Origin of the sequence: Ruegeria sp. HKCCE4148 (assembly GCF_017872495.1) — a bacterium.
Classification (GTDB): domain Bacteria; phylum Pseudomonadota; class Alphaproteobacteria; order Rhodobacterales; family Rhodobacteraceae; genus Ruegeria.
The window spans coordinates 86,802-104,066 of sequence record NZ_JAEDOS010000006.1; the positions used below are offsets into that span (position 1 = coordinate 86,802).

Annotated in this window: 15 protein-coding genes; 11 read left to right on the forward strand and 4 right to left on the reverse strand. The window is 53.1% G+C overall.

Annotation, left to right across the window (positions count from 1 at the left end):
• The first annotated feature begins 19 nt into the window (after window positions 1-19).
• The 6 genes from I9187_RS16345 to I9187_RS16370 all read left to right on the forward strand — a co-directional run bounded on the left by I9187_RS16345 (window position 20) and on the right by I9187_RS16370 (window position 6,173).
• Window positions 20-1,228 (forward strand): AAA family ATPase, encoded by a 1,209-nt coding sequence (locus I9187_RS16345; RefSeq protein WP_209509710.1) that lies wholly within the window; start codon window positions 20-22, stop codon window positions 1,226-1,228.
• A 14-nt stretch (window positions 1,229-1,242) separates the two neighbouring features.
• A complete protein-coding gene (locus tag I9187_RS16350; RefSeq protein WP_171180503.1) occupies window positions 1,243-2,631 on the forward strand; it encodes a CpaF family protein in 1,389 nt (462 codons plus the stop codon).
• Window positions 2,632-2,634: 3 nt separating this feature from the next.
• Window positions 2,635-3,606, forward strand: coding sequence for a type II secretion system F family protein (locus I9187_RS16355; protein ID WP_171180501.1), 972 nt, complete (start codon window positions 2,635-2,637; stop codon window positions 3,604-3,606).
• A 10-nt stretch (window positions 3,607-3,616) separates the two neighbouring features.
• Entirely contained in the window at window positions 3,617-4,618 is a 1,002-nt protein-coding gene (locus I9187_RS16360; RefSeq protein WP_171180493.1) for a type II secretion system F family protein, read from the forward strand.
• A 225-nt stretch (window positions 4,619-4,843) separates the two neighbouring features.
• Window positions 4,844-5,698: a LuxR family transcriptional regulator gene (locus I9187_RS16365; RefSeq protein ID WP_171180491.1), complete on the forward strand. Its 855-nt coding sequence runs from the start codon at window positions 4,844-4,846 to the stop codon at window positions 5,696-5,698.
• Window positions 5,688-6,173, forward strand: coding sequence for an A24 family peptidase (locus tag I9187_RS16370; RefSeq protein WP_171180488.1), 486 nt, complete (start codon window positions 5,688-5,690; stop codon window positions 6,171-6,173). The genes I9187_RS16365 and I9187_RS16370 overlap by 11 nt, the downstream gene beginning before the upstream one ends.
• A 731-nt stretch (window positions 6,174-6,904) precedes the next feature.
• Here I9187_RS16370 and I9187_RS16375 read toward each other — a convergent pair.
• The gene (locus tag I9187_RS16375; RefSeq protein WP_245223251.1) at window positions 6,905-8,533 is read right to left on the reverse strand and encodes a L,D-transpeptidase family protein; all 1,629 of its coding nucleotides are present in this window, start codon (window positions 8,531-8,533) and stop codon (window positions 6,905-6,907) included.
• A 318-nt stretch (window positions 8,534-8,851) separates the two neighbouring features.
• The gene (locus tag I9187_RS16380) at window positions 8,852-10,612 is read right to left on the reverse strand and encodes an adenylate/guanylate cyclase domain-containing protein (protein WP_209509778.1); all 1,761 of its coding nucleotides are present in this window, start codon (window positions 10,610-10,612) and stop codon (window positions 8,852-8,854) included.
• Window positions 10,613-10,941: 329 nt separating this feature from the next.
• Between I9187_RS16380 and I9187_RS16385 the strand changes: the two genes are divergently transcribed.
• Window positions 10,942-11,649, forward strand: coding sequence for an IS6 family transposase (locus I9187_RS16385; RefSeq protein ID WP_171180486.1), 708 nt, complete (start codon window positions 10,942-10,944; stop codon window positions 11,647-11,649).
• Here I9187_RS16385 and I9187_RS16390 read toward each other — a convergent pair.
• Entirely contained in the window at window positions 11,631-12,389 is a 759-nt protein-coding gene (locus I9187_RS16390) for an EamA family transporter (RefSeq protein ID WP_245223252.1), read from the reverse strand. The genes I9187_RS16385 and I9187_RS16390 overlap by 19 nt on opposite strands.
• Before the next feature lie 228 nt (window positions 12,390-12,617).
• Complete coding sequence (locus I9187_RS16395; RefSeq protein ID WP_171180484.1) at window positions 12,618-13,397, reverse strand: MOSC domain-containing protein; 780 nt, start codon at window positions 13,395-13,397, stop codon at window positions 12,618-12,620.
• Between the two features lie 399 nt (window positions 13,398-13,796).
• On the opposite strand from I9187_RS16395, the gene I9187_RS16400 reads away from it, so the two are divergent.
• From I9187_RS16400 to I9187_RS16415, 4 genes are all read left to right on the forward strand, one after another.
• Window positions 13,797-15,116, forward strand: a complete 1,320-nt coding sequence (locus I9187_RS16400) for an extracellular solute-binding protein (RefSeq protein ID WP_171180483.1) — start codon at window positions 13,797-13,799, stop codon at window positions 15,114-15,116.
• A gap of 79 nt (window positions 15,117-15,195) precedes the next feature.
• Window positions 15,196-16,143 (forward strand): sugar ABC transporter permease, encoded by a 948-nt coding sequence (locus tag I9187_RS16405; protein WP_171180480.1) that lies wholly within the window; start codon window positions 15,196-15,198, stop codon window positions 16,141-16,143.
• Window positions 16,140-17,078: a carbohydrate ABC transporter permease gene (locus I9187_RS16410; RefSeq protein ID WP_171180478.1), complete on the forward strand. Its 939-nt coding sequence runs from the start codon at window positions 16,140-16,142 to the stop codon at window positions 17,076-17,078. Before I9187_RS16405 ends, I9187_RS16410 begins: the two co-directional genes overlap by 4 nt.
• Window positions 17,075-17,263, forward strand: coding sequence for a hypothetical protein (locus I9187_RS16415; RefSeq protein WP_171180476.1), 189 nt, complete (start codon window positions 17,075-17,077; stop codon window positions 17,261-17,263). Before I9187_RS16410 ends, I9187_RS16415 begins: the two co-directional genes overlap by 4 nt.
• The last annotated feature ends 2 nt before the right edge of the window (window positions 17,264-17,265 follow it).

Consider the following 17,265-nt stretch of genomic DNA (forward strand, 5'->3'; position numbering starts at 1 on the left):
TAATCATGGGAGCTGAAGAATGATGCAAAAATCATTAGCCCTAATCTCTGACAATGAGGCGATTAAGAATTCAGTCGCCCAGGCCGTCGACCGGTTCGATGATCTTTCGCTAGAGACACATTCCGGGACCTTGTCTTCGGTAAATGGTCGCGCCTGTGATCTGATGGGTAAAAATGACCTGCTGGTGTTCAGCTTTTCAGGCGAATTGGAACTGGAAACTGTCAGCGATCTTCGTCGTGGCGCCGGTTCGCGCGGCACCTTGCTGGCACTTAGCGACCGTGACATCTCATTGACCGAAGCGCGTGCGCTGAGCAAATCGGGTGTGGATGAGATTCTGCCCTATCCCATCGGGCAGGACGAACTGGCCGACCAGATTCAACGTCTGACGGTTGACAAGTCCTTGCTGCCGACAATTTACTCGCCGCAACCGCAGCGGCTGGGACAGATCATTAGCGTATGCCCGGCCCGTGGTGGCATAGGCGCGTCGACGCTGTCCATCAACCTGGCCGACCAGTTGCAGGGTTATTCCGGCATCTTCCGGAAAAAGACGCAAAACAAGGTCGCCGTCGTAGATCTAGATTTGCAATTCGGCACGGTCGCGACGTCCTTGGACTTGCAGCCTTCTTCCGGGCTTTTGAGAATGGCCCAGGATGGGGTCATGCCGGACCGGACGTTCCTTCAGCAATCTCTGGTGCAACATGCGTCCGGTTTAGAAGTCCTGAGCGCGCCCGAGGAATTCATTCCTCTGGATGTTCTGACACGCGAACAGGTCAGCGCGTTGATCGAGACTCTGCGACTGGAATTCGACTTTGTCGTCATTGATCTGCCACGTGTACTGGTCGATTGGCTGGGCGCAGTTGTGACCGCGTCCGACCGGATGCTGATGGTGGGCGACAGCTCGGTCTCTTCGGTGCGTCAAGCCTGCCGTTTGATCGAATTCTTCACAAAAGAGCGGCTCGAACCTCCGGTTGAGATCGTCATCAGCCAGGAAACGAAACCGACATTCCGGTCAAGCCAACATGTCGAAGCCCAAAAGGCGCTGGAACGCGAATTGCGCTTTTGGCTGCCTAGCGACGCGCGCCACGCAAAGCAGGCGCTGGATCGGGGTCAGCTCTTGTCGCAGGCCTCAGGCAACTGTGCCTTGTCCAAGGCAATCCGCACAATGGGCCGGAAAATCATGAATGAAACCATGGTCGGCAAAACCGACCTGAGAAACAACGCAGCCTAATTGGAGTCAAAGGGATGTTTGAAAAGTTTACACGCGCCGGGCGAACCAATGAGGCCGAAGTTATCCATCTGAACCAGCATGCTGATCGACTGGCCGAGGACATTCAGCCAGACACCACAGAAGAAGATACCGAACTCGCGGACTGGCTTGAGCTAAAAAGCACTTTGCACGAGGCTTTGCTGGAACGGCTGAACCTTTCGGTGATCGAAAAGGTTGAAAAGGACGTGCTGCGGCGCGAAGTCGCCGGGGTTGTTGGTGGCGCTCTGTCCCAAACCGGCAGGCCGCTGAATACCGAAGACTTCAACCGCATCGTCGAAGAACTCTTGGACGAAATTCTGGGTTTTGGCCCATTGGAGCCATTGCTGGCCGATCCAACGATCAACGACATTCTGGTTAATGGTTATCAGACGGTCTATGTCGAACGCTCTGGTCTGCTGGAGCGCGTGCCGGTGCGGTTCCGCGATGAAAAGCACCTGCTGCGGGTTATCGACAAGATCGTCAGCAAGATCGGGCGGCGCGTCGATGAACGCCAACCTTGGGTGGATGCCCGGCTGGAAGATGGCAGCCGTGTCAACGCAATCATCCGCCCCTGTTCTATTGATGGCCCCAGCGTTTCAATCCGTAAATTCGCGCAGTCGAAGCTGACGATGGAAAAGCTGGTCGCAAATGGCGCTCTGAATGATGCCGCCGCGCGGTTCCTGCAATCGCTGGTCTATGCGCGCCTGAACGTTCTGATCGCCGGCGGGACGGGGTCGGGTAAGACAACGATGTTGAACGCCCTGTCTTCGTATATCGACCATGGCGAACGTGTCGTCACCATCGAAGACGCCGCAGAACTGCAACTCCAGCAGGAGCATGTCGTCCGCCTGGAAACACGCCCGCCGTCCCCGTCCGGCGACGGCCAGGTTATTCAGCGTGATCTGGTGCGCAACGCGCTGCGTATGCGTCCTGACAGGATCATTGTCGGCGAGGTTCGCGGAGCGGAAACATTCGACATGCTTCAGGCCATGAATACGGGCCATGATGGCTCGATGACAACTGTACATGCGAACTCGGCGCGCGATTCATTGGGTCGCCTAGAACAGATGGTCACGATGACGGGTATCGAATTTCCCGCCGCAGCCATTCGATCCCAGATTGCGTCGGGGCTGCACTTCATTGTGCATCTGTCGCGGTTGGCGGATGGTTCGCGCCGCGTCACCAGCATCTCGGAAATTACCGGGATGGAAGGTGAGATCATCACCATGCAGGACATCTTCGTATTCCAGAAAAAGGGGCGCGCGGAAAACGGCGAAGTGCTTGGTCAGTTTGTTCCCACCGGGATTCGCCCGAAATGCTATGATTTGCTGACAGCTGCTGGTGTCGATCTCGAACCCGAGATTTTCCGAGTATCAGGAGGCTGAGGCATGACCAGTATCAACACCGCAGAACTTCTTAACTATCTGACGCTGGCTTGCGTCTTCGTCGGAATTTTCATGCTGATTACCGGGGTGTTCCACTTTGCCCGTCGCGGTGAAAACCATGCAGAGGCCCGCAATCGCCGGATGCGCATGGTCCGGCAAGGCGTGTCCGATGAAGAACGGCTGGCCTTGCTGCTTCCTGAGACCCAGACAGGCTTTTTTGCGAAAATTCCGTTTTTTGGGAATTTGCCGGATACATTGATTCAGGCGGGACTGCATGTTTCAGCAAAGAATTTCGTGCTGCTTTGCCTGTTTGGTACTCTGGCGATCGCTACCGCCGGTATGATTTTCCTACCGCCTTGGCAAGCGGCTCCGATTGCGCTCATCCTGGGTGTAGTTTTGCCTGCTTTGATCGTGAAATCTCGGCAGGCTGAACGCCAAAAAGCTTTGACTAGTCAGTTGCCCGATGCGCTAGAGCTGATGGCGCGCGGCCTGAGAATTGGCCATCCGGTCAACACCTCGATCAAAGCCGTCGCGGACGAGATGCAAGATCCGATAGGGTCCGAGTTTGGTATCATCTTCGACCAGATCAGCTTTGGTGATGAGCTTCCCGACGCGGTTCAGGACTTTGCAGACCGGGTCGGCTCGGAAGATGCACAATACCTGGCGGCGAGCATGGCGATCCAACACGGTACCGGTGGCGATCTGGAGCGGATCGTGTCCGTTCTGGCCACTGTTGTCAGACGGCGCATCGCGTTGCGCGCGCGGATCAAGGCCATTTCCGCAGAAGGACGGCTGTCCGGGTTTCTTCTGTCGATCATTCCGCTGGTGATCATGGGGTTAATGTCGATCAACGCGCCGGGATATTACACCGATGTCAGCGACGATCCCGCATTCATTAAACTTGCAGTGCTGGTTGTCGTTCTGATGGTCTCGAACGTCATCATCCTGCACAAACTCGTTAATTTCCGTATCTGAGGACAGTTTCATGGAAAATATTCTGGAAATCATTTCGCTTCGTTTCGGTTGGCCAGCCGAAACAATTCTGCTGACCGTCTTTGGCCTTGGCGTTTTGCTGGTGTTTGTTGCCGTAACCTCGGCGTTGAGCCGCCGCCATCCAGCGGCCGTCCGCATCGCCAATCTGCGCGCCCAAAGGTATGAAGCCCGCAATGACCGTGGACTGTTGCGGGAGACTCTCGTCACCCCTAAAGGTCTTTTTAAGGCCGCACTGCCCAGTAGGGAGGCTGAGCGGCGCAAGATCGAGGATCAGCTGATTCAGGCCGGGCTGACTGGTCGGAATGCCTTGCGTATCTACACACTAACGCGGGTTTGGCTTGGAATTTTCGTGCCTATGATTTTGGGTCTGCTCATCGTTGCCTCAAGAACGCCTGGCATCCCCGTTCCCAGCGCGATTACTGGCATTTTTGAATCCATCAGCAAAGCCAACGCTATTCAGCTTATTGGTTTGCTGACGGCGGTCGGATATTTTGTTCCCGCAGCCTGGTTGAAGCATCGCCGCAAAGAGCGTCAGCAACGTATCCGTGACGCATTTCCGAACGCCCTCGACCTGTTGCAGATATCACTTCATGCCGGTCTGGGCTTTGATGCCGCCATGACCCGGGTCGGGAACGAGCTGGCGCTGGCCTCCCCTGATCTGGCGTTTGAGTTTCTGAACACCCAGCACGAGATTCAGGCCGGGCGTCCCCGCGCAACTGCGCTGTCTGACATGGCGCGGCGTACAGGGGTTGATGAAATCCAGTCTTTTGCCACTGTTGTCCAGCAATCCATACGCTACGGGACCAGTATGTCCGAAGCTCTGACCACCTATGCGTCTGAAATGCGGGACTCACGCGAAACACGGGCACAGGAACTGGCAAACCAGCTACCAGTAAAGATGTCCGCTGTTCTGGCCGCGCTGATGCTGCCGACGCTGATCATCATTACCGCCGCACCTTCGATGATTCGATACTTCCGGGGCTTTGGGGCGTAGAATTCCCGGCCGTATCCGCCGTAATCGCGTGTTCGGGCAGTTCATGTTTCCAAAACGAGGACAAAACGGGCGTCTAGTTTCGGCAGATTTTGCCCAGTTTAGAGAGAAAAGAGTAAGCTTTTAGGTAGTTAAGTGGAGTCCGGCCACACAAAAAATCGCGACGCAATCGACGGGTGGGGGTGTTTGTCGAAAGGAGTGATCGGGTTTCGGTCAATGTTAAACGGTATGAATAGTTTGTTTTCGGCGCATCGTTTCGCGCCCGGTGCAATGGCACCAACGTCAGAACTTCTTAAAGTCGTAGCTGTCCTTTGCCAGGCGACTCAGGGGAAAGTCCCACTGCTAAATGCACTGCGCGAAACAGCTCGCGCAATTGATGCGGAAGTCGTTTCAATCAGCCGGGTGGACCTGCAAGGCAATCAGAATTCGGCAAAAGTGCTGAGCTACGACGCCAATCATAAGACGCCGGACAGTTTCAGCGGTTTCGACTTCTGCATCGCGCCTGCCATCTACGGCAACAACATGAGCCGGGCCAAACTGGGGTCGGCTTGGTTCGGCAAGCTCGATGACCTTTCTGAATACGAACATCTATCAGAGTTCTATGAGTTCCGCAGATTTTACGAGTCCGTATCCATTTTGCTGGAAAGGCAAAATGGTGTCGCCGACTTTCTGGAATTGCATTTTAGCCACCCCATCTCTTCGGCTGTGGTTGATATACTGAGCGTTCTGGGCCCTGTTCTGTCGGATTGCTGGAAGAAAAGATCTCTTGGTCGGTTTTCCGAAGCGAAGCAGAAAAACACGCGCCGAAAGCTTATCAAGAAAGAACCAAAAAGCATTTTGTCTATGGACAACCCTTGTCGGCTGAGCCGCTCGGAATATCGGGTTTGCGTTTTATTGGCGCGGGGATTGAACAACAACGCCTTGTTGTCCGAGTTGTCGATTTCAATTTCGACACTGCGTACGCATCTTCGCAATATCTACGTCAAAACAGAAACGTCCTCTCAACCCGAATTGATCCATGATTTGTTGACCCCGATGGTCAAGCGCCAATCGCTGACTGCGAGTAGCGAAAATGTCGCCTGAAGTCGCGCAGTTCGTCCCCTTGATCGTCATTACTCCGCTTTTGGCTGCAATGGCATGGAATGACCTGAAGAACCTCAGGATATCCAATAGGCTGGTGCTGATTATGCTCGCCGCTTTTGTCCTCTCCACGCCCGTGTTTCTATCCTTCCACGAGACGTTATACCGCGCGATCTTCGGCGTCGGCGTATTTGTCGTTGGTTTTCTTGGTTTCATGCTGCGCCTGTGGGGTGGAGGGGACGTAAAGGCAATCGCCGCGCTGACAATGTTTGTGCCCAGCTACTTTCTTTTGCTGTTCTTCTACACTTTCACCCTGTCCATGGTCGTGGGCATGCTGTTTGTGATCACAACCCGCTCGATAATTGGATTTCCGGAATGCCGCTGGCTCGCAATGCGACCAAAAGCCAGCTATCCGATGGGTGTATCGATAGCCATGTCGGGTGTGTTATTGCCCTTGGTTGCGATGGGTTTGGGGTAGAAATTTTAGGGTGGTCTTAGGCCTCGTAGCAAACAAAAATCGGTTGCTGGACTGCTATGGCAGAAAGGAAGCCCTTAAGGTTTTTGTCGTAGCAGGTGGCAACGCGTCTTCAGTCTTTCAACCAGCCAAACATGATCTGGTGTGGTGAGCACTACATCGCCTTATGAGCTGTGAGGAAAGTTCAATTTTTGCGGTTTTCAGGTTTTTGGCGACAACGCTTAGGCCAAATGGGTTTTGGGGTAAAACCGACAAACAGCACCGCGTTGGAGCCGAATGATCGCTTAGCAATTGGAAGGCTCTCCAATTTGCGTCTGCAAAGAATGTCCGGTTGACGCCATTGCTCCGGATGCTGGGCATCGATTCAATGGCTGCAAAGAGGCTAAATGTCGTAATTAGGTGCTTGAGTGCGAACAGCTGCTTAGTCCCGCATCTCGGAATTTGCAAAGCTCAGTTGTGAATGTCCGCTTCGGGCTGTGTCCGGTCCTACGGTGAAAGTGGGCCAATGGCGGCTCTGTCCGCAGAGCTGTCATTCCGCGCAACTCTCTCCAATGTCTGCTTCTCTCAGAAACCGGGCATTGCAAAGTCTAGTAGACCGCCCAGAGCGGCCACTCGGCGCTGCTCCGCGCGTTGAGCGCTTGCGAGTCCTGAACGCAGCTGCGCTGGTTCATTTTGGTGACGACAACTATTGCAGTTTGAAAATGGGATTGCGCATTTCTTTGAGGATGTCGTGTTCATCGGTCCAAGGCAGCAAGAATTCGAGCATCTCGTTCGTATGGATCCTCACGGAAATGAACGGCCCCATCTTCGACCCAAGCAGTCCAATAGGTCAAAAGGACCGGCATGGGCTCGGGTAGGTTAACTCGCGTTGTCTTCCCGCTATCCAAAATTGATTGCATCTTTTGCCGGCTCCAGTCGGGCTCTCCCTCCATCAAAAGGCTGGCAAATTCGAACGGATACTCAAGACGAACGCAGCCGGAACTTAGGTTCCGCTCATTTCGGTCGAAAAGACTGCGGTCGTTGGTATCATGCAAGTACACAGCGTATTTATTAGGAAACATGAACTTGACTAAACCTAACGCATTGTCTGGGCCCGGCTGCTGAACCAAAGTGACGGCGGGGTTCTTTGCTCCCCAGTTCACAGCGTTGGCAGGAATTGTCTGCCCGTCTTTGTTACGAACTACGTAATTGTTGCGCGCCAGATAGGCTGGATCCTTGCGGATCCGCGAAAGCTTGTCTTTCCGAAAAATCGAGGCGGGAACGGTCCAAGTCGGATTGAATTCCATGTATTCAATTTCATCTCGGAACACTGGGGTTTTGCGGTAGGCTGATCCTGTGATTGACCGGGTGGTCCAAAGCGTCCCGCCAGATGTGACCAAGTAAGTACGAGCGCCTGCAATATTTACCAGCACGAACTCCTCGTCGATTTCCCGCATGAGCCAACGGCCCCGTTCCAGGCTGAGGCGCAACTTATTTATGCGGTCTTCGACAGGTTTGTTGAGAGAGGCGAAGGTCTTACCACCAACGACGCCATCTGCCTCCAGGCCGTGACGATTTTGAAAGGTTTTTACAAGTTGCACCAAGTAATCGTCATAAACCCAAGCTGGATTTATGCCGTTTTGGCTGATTTCTTGAAATTCATTTGTTCCCTCGTAGCCTTCTGCCGCTAGCCTTTTACGCAGTTCGGCGACGGCAGAATCCACCATTTCCGGCTTCAGAACCGTTTCTTCGGGAACTTTGTTCCAGCCTCCCTTTGATGCAATAGCTCTGTATTTGCGCAATGCATCAACGAGCATCGTATATTGCGCATTTTCGATATCGATACGTTCAATCAAAGCGCTGAAGCCTTCACCTTGAAGAAATTGGCTCAATACAATGGAAGGGTCTTGTTGAATTACTGGTTTTGAGAAGTTCCAATCGTTATCCAATGCATTTGGATCGACTTTTCCAAAAACCAAATGATGCACGAGTTTTACTGCTGCGTCGGTCGCCAAAATATCGAACAGCGCTTTATTTGAGGCATCGCCACCCTGTGAGTCTTTGAAAGCGGTTCGAAGCCCTTCTAGCTTGAAGTCACTCGGCGTAAAGCCCTGATCAATTGCTCCATCCAACTCCTGAAATAGTTCGTCGACCAATTCAAAACTTGTCCAAGCTGGCGCAAATTCTCTGTCTGAATAGAAACGAGGTACAAGGATTTCTGCGTCCAAACTCTTATTGTTAGAAAGTGTGCTACTCGCATTCGTATTTGACCGTAGCAGCGCTTTTATCTGCTCCGAGACTTGGTCTGCTGCGCCTAAATTGGGGCATGTCATCAGCGTTGCAGTCAGTACAGTTGCAACTGCTGATTTGAGACCTTTTACCATCCGCTCCGTCACCTTCAATCTATATGTCGTTTCTTCGTCGGAGGATACTTCAACATTATGTATAATCAAATTGGAATTTATTGGTCTCGGATCATGCTCGCGCCGCATCGACGACAATTTTTTGCGAATGGCTGCGTTGCCCGTAGAACAGACGGCGGGTGAAAACTTGAGAACGTCTGCTTTGGGCTGAAACAGTTGTTGCCGATTGAAGCAATGAGCGATTGCTTAGAACCTTTCGAGAACAGTGCGCCAAAATTGGATCTACCTTTGGCACGTTTTGTCTGCGGTAGTTTGCGAGCTTTGGCATTTGGAACAACTCTACGGCTTAACACCAGCTTTCTTCAGGCCTTCGACCAAAAGCGCGTTGTGTTTGTGTAGACGGAAGAGGATCAAAGCGCCGGAGACAATGCTGTCTAGGAACGCTGGGGCGAAATCCGCTAGCGCCTGCTCATGTGGCAGGCCTGCTTCGGCACGCCCGAGGTGGGCGGCACTGGCGATCATAAGAGCCCGGCGGATCGGCGCACGCGGCGTCATCTGAATCGCGCGCTCACCCCAATGCATTGCGTCTTCAAAATCAGCGTCGGCGAAGGCAGCTTGGGCGAGCGCCAGATAGGCGTCTCCTACCCAGAGATCAGTGTCGCGTGGGGAAAGCTGGAGGGCAAGGTGGGCATGTTCGCGCGCCTCTGTGGTTCGGCCGACCAAAGACTCATGCCAGGCCATGAAGAAGATGTTCCGGGCAAAGTTCGGGTTCAGTGTGAAGCCCAAACTGAAGTCGGCGTTGGCCCCGTCAAAATCCCCACGGAAATGACGAACCACACCGCGAACGCATAAGGCGCGAGGGTCGAGTTGACCACCAAGAAACAGAGGTTCAACGCTTTTCTCAGCTAGGCCCAGGTTTTCGGTGGGGTCCTCATCGAACTGGTATAGATAACGCATCAAGTAGGCAAACGCTTTGATCCAATGCGCCTGGACATTGCGTGGGTCGAGATCAATGGCGCGATCAGAGGCCGATATGACCTCATCGAACTTTTCCTGAGAGTAGAAGCCTCCTGCATAGAAGATCGCCATTGCACGTAGCGAGAGGTCGTAGGAGTTGAAGTCGATATCTCGAGCCACAGACGCGCGATCTATTTCGGCAATGGATATCTGGGGGGCGATGGCGCCGACCACGCTGCGTGTAATCTCATCCTGTAACGCGAAGATGTCGTCTAGCGTGCGGTCGTAGCGCTCAGCCCAAACATGAGCTCCATTTGTGCAGTCGATGAGTTGGGCAGTAATGCGCACGCGGTTTTGGGCTCGACGGAGGCTGCCCTCTAGCATGTAGCGAACACCGAGTTCACGAGCGACATCTATATGGGTGACGGGGCGACCCCTGAACGAAAACGAGGAGTTGCGGGCGATGACGAAAAGCTCGGGAAAGCGCGAGAGCTCTGTGATGATGTCTTCGGAAACGCCGTCACAGAAGTATTCCTGTTCTGGATCATTGGACATGTTCTGGAAGGGCAAGACAGCGATTGAGGGTTTGTCAGTGGGTTGCGATTGGTATTGCGTGGAACCAGATTCGTCCTCCATCGCCAATTTGTAGGCGCGAACTGGCTTGGAGATGTTTTTGAGCGCTACTTCGCCAAGGTCTATGATGTCGTGTTCAATTTTGCCTCGAACCTGCCGGCATGCGTCGTCAGACAGAATGACACCGCCTGGGTCAGCGACGCCTTCGAGTCTGGCGGCAAGATTAACACCCTCGCCATAAATGTCGCCCTCGTCCAAGATTACGTCTCCAATGTGCAAGCCTATTCGGAAGCTGATCCGGCTTTCGGTGGGGCTCTCGGCTTCGGCGGCGTGCAGCGCCTTCTGGAGCGTCGCTGCGGCCTCAACGGCAGAAACGACCGAGCTAAAAAGTGCAAACAGGCCATCACCGGTAAGCTTTATAATCTCACCTCCGGTACTTTCGATACCTGGATTGATGATGTCCCGGCGTAGGTCTTTGAGACGAGCAAGTGTTCCCGCCTCGTTAGCCGCCATAAGCCGTGAGTAGCCGACCATATCGGCGGCAAGTATGGCGGCAAGTCGGCGTGTCATGCGCATTTCCCAATAGCAACCTTTTTTCGAATCTATCAAGTTCGGTAGTAGTGTGCCAACTTTCGAAAATGTCCGGTTTGGGCTATCTACGGTCCTTCGGTGAAAGCGGGCCAATGGCGGCGAAGTCCGCAAAGCGGTCTTTCGCAGAAACTGTGCGAACGTTTGCATCGAGCCCAAAGCTACCGCTCAAAATCGCCGTAATCTTTTTCTCCTGAAGCCCATTCGGCCTTTGAACCAAAGGTAAATTCTTAGCAGTTAGTATTCAGAAAATGGGTCTTGTCAGACGAACTTTGGTTGAGCGGGGCAGGGGTGTTGCGTAGTTTTTGCCCATGACCAATCCGGCCTCTTTCAAGTACTTCAAAACCAGACCAGAGATCATCCGCCGTGCGGTGATGCTGTACATCCGTTTCCCTCTCTCGCTTCGGAATGTTGAAGACCTGCTGCACGCACGAGGCATCGACGTGAGCCACGAAACTGTCCGATATTGGTGGAACAGGTTTGGCCCGATGTTTACTGCTGAGATCAGACGAAAGCGTGTTCAGCAGCAGCACGCATTCTCGAAATGGAAGTGGCACGTGGACGAGGTTTTCGTGAGGGTAAATGGCAAGCGGAATTATCTTTGGCGGGCTGTTGATCACGAAGGCGAGGTGCTGGAAGCCGTTGTTACCAAACGCCGAAACAAGCAGGCAGCATTGAAATTCCTCAAGAAATTGATGAAGCGACACGGAAAAGCGGAAAATGTCGTCGCGGATCGCTTCGCCTCATACAGAGCCGCGCTCAGAGAACTGGGTGCATTCGAAAAACAGCAAACGGGCAGGTGGCTCAACAACCGCGTCGAGAACTCGCACCTGCCGTTTCGACGACGCGAACGCGCGATGCAGCGTTTCAGGCGCATGCGAAGTTTGCAGAAGTTCGCCGCCGTCCATTCCTCCATCTACAACCACTTCAACCAGGAAAGATCGCTAGCCAGCCGAGACACCTTCAAGCTGACTCGCGCCGCCGCTCTTAGCGAGTGGCGTCAACTTTGTTCCGGATAGGTTCGCGGTTTCCGCGGCAAACTGAGACTGGTTCGAATTCGTCTGACAGCACCGCATTGAGCCCAACCTGCTCGTTCGTCAGGTTGCAGCGAATGGCCGATTCTAGTCGCCGTCGACACCCGCAGACCGCATCGACAGGATTTGTGAACGGCTACGCCAATCATGACGAGGAGCACGCCGAGGACATCCACAGCGCTCGGAACCTGACGCAAGACCGTCGCGACGATGATCGTAGCGGTCGCTGGCAGATGAGCCATAAGGAACGCGAAGCTGGCACGTGGCAAGCGGGCCATCGCGAGCTGATCGCAGACATAGGAGATTAACGAGGAAAAGATGCCGACGCCGATCCCGGTCAGTACCAGCGAGGGCGCACCAAAATCGTCGAGGGCTTGCGGGAAACCTATGGGCATCACAAATATAAAGGCCGCTGTCGAGACAGCGCCAAGGCGCTCCACACCGCCCGACGCGCCACCTTCGGAAATCTTGTGGCCGAAGATGATGTAGAGAACGAAAAGCGAGCTGTTCAGCACCGCCCAGAACAGGCCAAGAAGATCAGAAATGAGATCAGGTCCATCTGCTGCCAGTAGCGACGGCACGTCAATCAGGAGGGCTACGCCGATGATTGCGAAGGCAAAGGCAAGATAGTTGCGCCCAGTACGTACGCCCAAAAGAGCAATAACGATGGTACTGACGAATTCGATGGCTGCAACGAGCGCAATCGGCAGCCGGTCGAAGCCCATCTTTCTTCCCAAGCCTGGGAAGAGGTCAGAGAAATCCGCAAAAAACGACCTTTGTGAACTTTCCAGGTTCGGTCAATTACATGCTTCATCTGGAGCATTTTTTTGACGGAGTCACATTCGCTAGGCTGGGCGAGCAAGAAAACGACTGGCGAAAGCGTAGACACAAATTACTTGAGAGAACGCGGGACAAATCGCCTGCGACTGCCACTCTGGCGGGGTGAGTAACACTCAATTCAACATCTCCCCAATTTGGCCGACTCTCAACGTTCCGCCTACAGCAACCTCAACATAGACACCCATGTCCGTATGACCCATCAACTTCCGAATTAGATAGGGTATCTTCAGGTCCCGCTTAGCCGTTTCCGGGTTCACTTCAGTGGCTGCACACCTTTTCGTACGTGAGAGTATCTTTAACTCAACATCGCCAAATCTAAAAACTGATCCAGCTTCATCCAACTCAGAAAACGGGGGTAAACCGTCCATCTCGATATTCGCCCGGAAGCGCGCTGGGTGGACTTCCGCGTTCAGTTTTTCACCTAACTTTTCCACAGACGCCAGATTTAGAACGGATATCGCGTTCATCATTTTAGGTGACACGACAGATACATCTGTAAACCGATGCGGAGCGGACGAAACGAAATTTGGTGGTTCGGGGTCTTTTAGGTCGATCTCCGAAGACAGGAAACTCACCGCATTCATCCGATCTTCTGGTGCTTGCATATTAAAGCTGCGTGTTTTGCCGCTCGCTTTGATCTCAAGATATTGGGTCTCAACATTAAAATTTGTCTTAACGCCTGCAAGCGCAGCTTCATTCAACAAAACAACAAAGCGATCTTTCGGGAGCGGCTGCGGGTTATGTACGTCGAAACCGGAGTTGTATCGAGCAAATCCGAACAGACGGTCACCTGGAATGCCATCTCCTGAACGCAGCGTTACAGTTTGCATGGGCTCGGCGCTCAAGCCTTTTATTGGGTAGCGGTTCAATCTTACGATAGAGAGAGTTTTCATACGTTTGCACCTGACCAAACGAGTTATGCACGATCCCGAGTGGTGCGTGCTTTTTGAAGCTATCTCCAATTCTCCTAGGTATCGACTAAATAATCTGTGAGTGCTTCAGCAGCGGGTTCGCTAAACGTGTTGGAACCATGATGGCCGCCAAAGTGGGCCGCGCCAGTTTTTGTCGATATGGCAATTTAAAACCTTACTGCCGAAAATAGATGCACATCAAAGAAAACAAACAATTTCTATTAAAATCATAGGTTAAGACAACAAGTTCAACGAACTTCCCTGCTCATCTGAGGTACGAACCTCAAATATTTCTGGACATGAGGTGCGTACCTCAAATAGCCTTGGAAGTATGCCGCGATTCGCACATCCTCGATTGACGGCGCAAAAAGGGAGGAATGGATGACTTACACAAAACTGGCTTCGGCCAGCGCAATAGTCCTTGCCGCTACTACTCTTTCTACCAAGGCAAATGCTGAAGATCTGACGCTATGTTGGGCTGCATGGGATCCGGCCAACGCGCTTGTCGAACTATCCAAGGAATTCGAAGCAGAATCCGGCCACACGATGAACTTCGAATTTGTTCCGTGGCCAAATTTTGCGGACCGTATGCTGAACGAGCTGAACTCTGGGGGTAAGCTCTGCGACCTACTGATCGGTGACAGCCAATGGATCGGCGGCGGCGCTGAGAATGGTCATTACGTCCAGCTGAACGACTTCTTCGATGCTGAAGGCATCAGCATGGACGATTTCGCACCGGCCACTGTTTACGCTTACTCGACCTGGCCCAAAGGTACACCAAACTACTACGCGCTGCCTGCGATGGGCGATGCAAACGGCTGGTTCTATCGCAAGGACTGGTTCGAAAATCCCGAAATCCAAGCTGCATACAAGGAGGCGACTGGTCAGGACCTACGTGAACCTCAGTCTCAGAAAGAGTTGTTGCAGATCGCCCAGTTCTTTCAGGGTCGTGAAATCGACGGCAAGACTGTCTACGGTGCAGCAATCTTTACCGAACGCGGCTCGGAAGGGATCACCATGGGTGTGACCGGAGCGCTGTATCCATGGGGTTTCAAATACGAAAACACCCCGGGCTCATATGACATGGAAGGTGCTGTAAACTCACCGGAAGCTGTTGAAGCTCTAGAATTTTACAAGGAATTCTACAAAACGGCGACACCTCCGGGATATACCAACTCTTACATGGGTGAGAGCCTGGATGCCTTTAAGTCCGGTCAGGTCGCCATGGCGATGAACTGGTTTGCGTTCTTCCCAGGTCTCTATGCCGACCCCAATACCGGCGGTGACAAGATCGACTTCTTTGTAAACCCGCCACAAAATCAGGCAGGTTCAACGCTTGGCGGACAAGGCATTTCTGTTGTCAGCTACTCTGACAAACAGGACGCCGCCCTTGAATACATCAAGTGGTTCGCACAGCCAGAAGTGCAGGCCAAATGGTGGGAGCTAGGCGGCTATTCGGCACATAACTCCGTGCTGCAAGATCCTGGTTTCGTGGACAGCCAACCGTTTGCCGGTGACTTCCTTGAAGCAATGGCTGGAGTTCAGGATTTCTGGCAAGAGCCTGCCTACGCGGAACTCCTGCTGGCCATGCAGAAACGCATCCACGACTACGTGGTTGCTGATCAAGGTACAGCTCAAGAAGCGCTTGATCTTCTGATTGAAGATTGGACGGAAGTCTTCGAAGACGAAGGCAAGCTGTAGTCCGGACAAAGGCAGGAGCGGGTGCTATCCCGCTCCACCTTCACCCGTGAGTCCTAAACCAACAAGAACTGGCAAAGAGATGTCTGACAGGACCGTAGATCGCGTTGCGCAGGCAACGCCCGAGCGAGTCGCGCGAAAAATACGAGGTTTATCCGATCGCGCGATCGCCTGGATATTCATCTCCCCAACGATATTCCTATTGCTGGCGATCAACATCTTTCCGTTGATCTGGACCATCCAACTGAGCTTTACCAACTACAAGGCCAACCGGATCGGGCGCGAAGTCAAAGATGTCGGGCTCAGGAATTACGAGCGTATTCTGACAGACTCGGACACCTGGCTAAATATGCAGGCGACGGCGCACTTCCTGTTCTGGACGATTTTTTTCCAGGTCTTGATCGGGTTTACTCTGGCCTGGTTGCTCAACAAGAAATTCAAGGGCAACGATCTTTGGACAACGATCATCGTGCTGCCGATGATGCTGTCTCCTGCAGTCGTCGGGAACTTCTGGAAGTTCCTGTATCAACCTCAAATCGGGCTGTTTAACTACATCGTGTCCTGGTTTACAGGCAAAGACCCATCGAGCTTTGAAATGCTCGGATCCGTCAATCTGGCCCCTTGGGCGATCGTGATTGTCGACACCTGGATGTGGACCCCCTTCGTGATGCTAATCTGTCTGGCCGGGCTGCGCAGCATTCCCGATTACATCTACGAGGCGGCTGAGATCGACAGGGCCAGCAAGCTGCGGCAGTTCTTCACAATCACCATTCCGATGGTGCTACCGTTCCTGATGCTCGCGGTGCTGTTTCGAGGAATCGAGAACTTCAAGATGTTCGATCTGGTGGTTCAGCTAACCGGCGGGGGGCCGGGGTCTGTTACGGAACTCACTTCGATCAACCTGAAACGCGAAGCCTTTGAGAAGTGGCGTACGGGCTATGCGTCAGCCTATGCGATTATCCTTTTCGTCACCGTGTTCGGCCTTGCGTCGATCTACGTCAAAGCCCTGAACAAGGTGAAACAGAGATGAGCAGTTTTTCCGTCACTGAACCTTCAAACCGGTCCAAGTGGATCGCAGGCTTTCTGGTCATCGGCTATGCGATGATTACGATGATCCCACTGGTATGGATCTTGCTGACGGGTTTCAAATCTCCGGCCGATGCGATCAGCTACCCGCCCAAAGTGGTCTTTGACCCAACGCTTGAAGGGTATGTAAATCTATTCACCACGCGCACGCGGCAGACGCAGGAGTTTTTGGAAGCGAACCCGCCGCAGAACTGGACCGATGAAATCGTCCGCCAGTACGACATGGTGATTGTAGGACCATCGAAGTTCGGCGAGCGCTTTATGAATTCGGTTATCATCGGATTTGGCTCGACGTTCTTGAGTATCTTCCTAGGCACTCTGGCCGCCTATGCATTCAGCAGGTTCAAGGTCCCACTCAAGGACGACCTTCTGTTCTTCATCCTGAGTACAAGGATGATGCCACCAGTTGCTGTCGCAATCCCAATCTTCCTGATGTTCAGAAACCTTGGATTAAGCGACACGCATCTTGGAATGATCCTGCTATATACGGGTGTAAATATTTCCTTGGCGGTCTGGTTGCTAAAAGGCTTCATTGACGAAATCCCAAGAGAGTACGAAGAAGCCGCGCTCATAGATGGCTACACACGGTTTCAGGCGTTTTACAAAGTGGTGCTGCCGCAAGCCGCGACCGGCATAGCCTCAACAGCTATCTTTTGCTTGATCTTCGCCTGGAATGAGTACGCGTTTGCCGTGCTGCTGACATCCGCGAACGCGCAGACTGCACCACCGTTCATCCCAACCATTATCGGTATTGGCGGCCTGGATTGGCCTGCTGTGGCGGCAGGTGCCACGATCTTCCTGATCCCTGTCATGATATTCACCATCCTGATGCGCAAACACTTGCTGCGTGGGATCACATTCGGAGCCGTACGCAAATGAGCGGGTTTCTTAACGGATTGTTGCGATTTCGCCGCGGCCCATGGGAGATGGTCGCAACCATCCTTATTGCGCTGGGTGTCTTTATGCTGATGCAGCCCTTTGTCCTTTGGGCCTTCACCTACTCTTTCATCGTCACGCTGATCGGAACCGTCATGTTCATCATCGTCAGCCATTTCCCGGAGTAGAA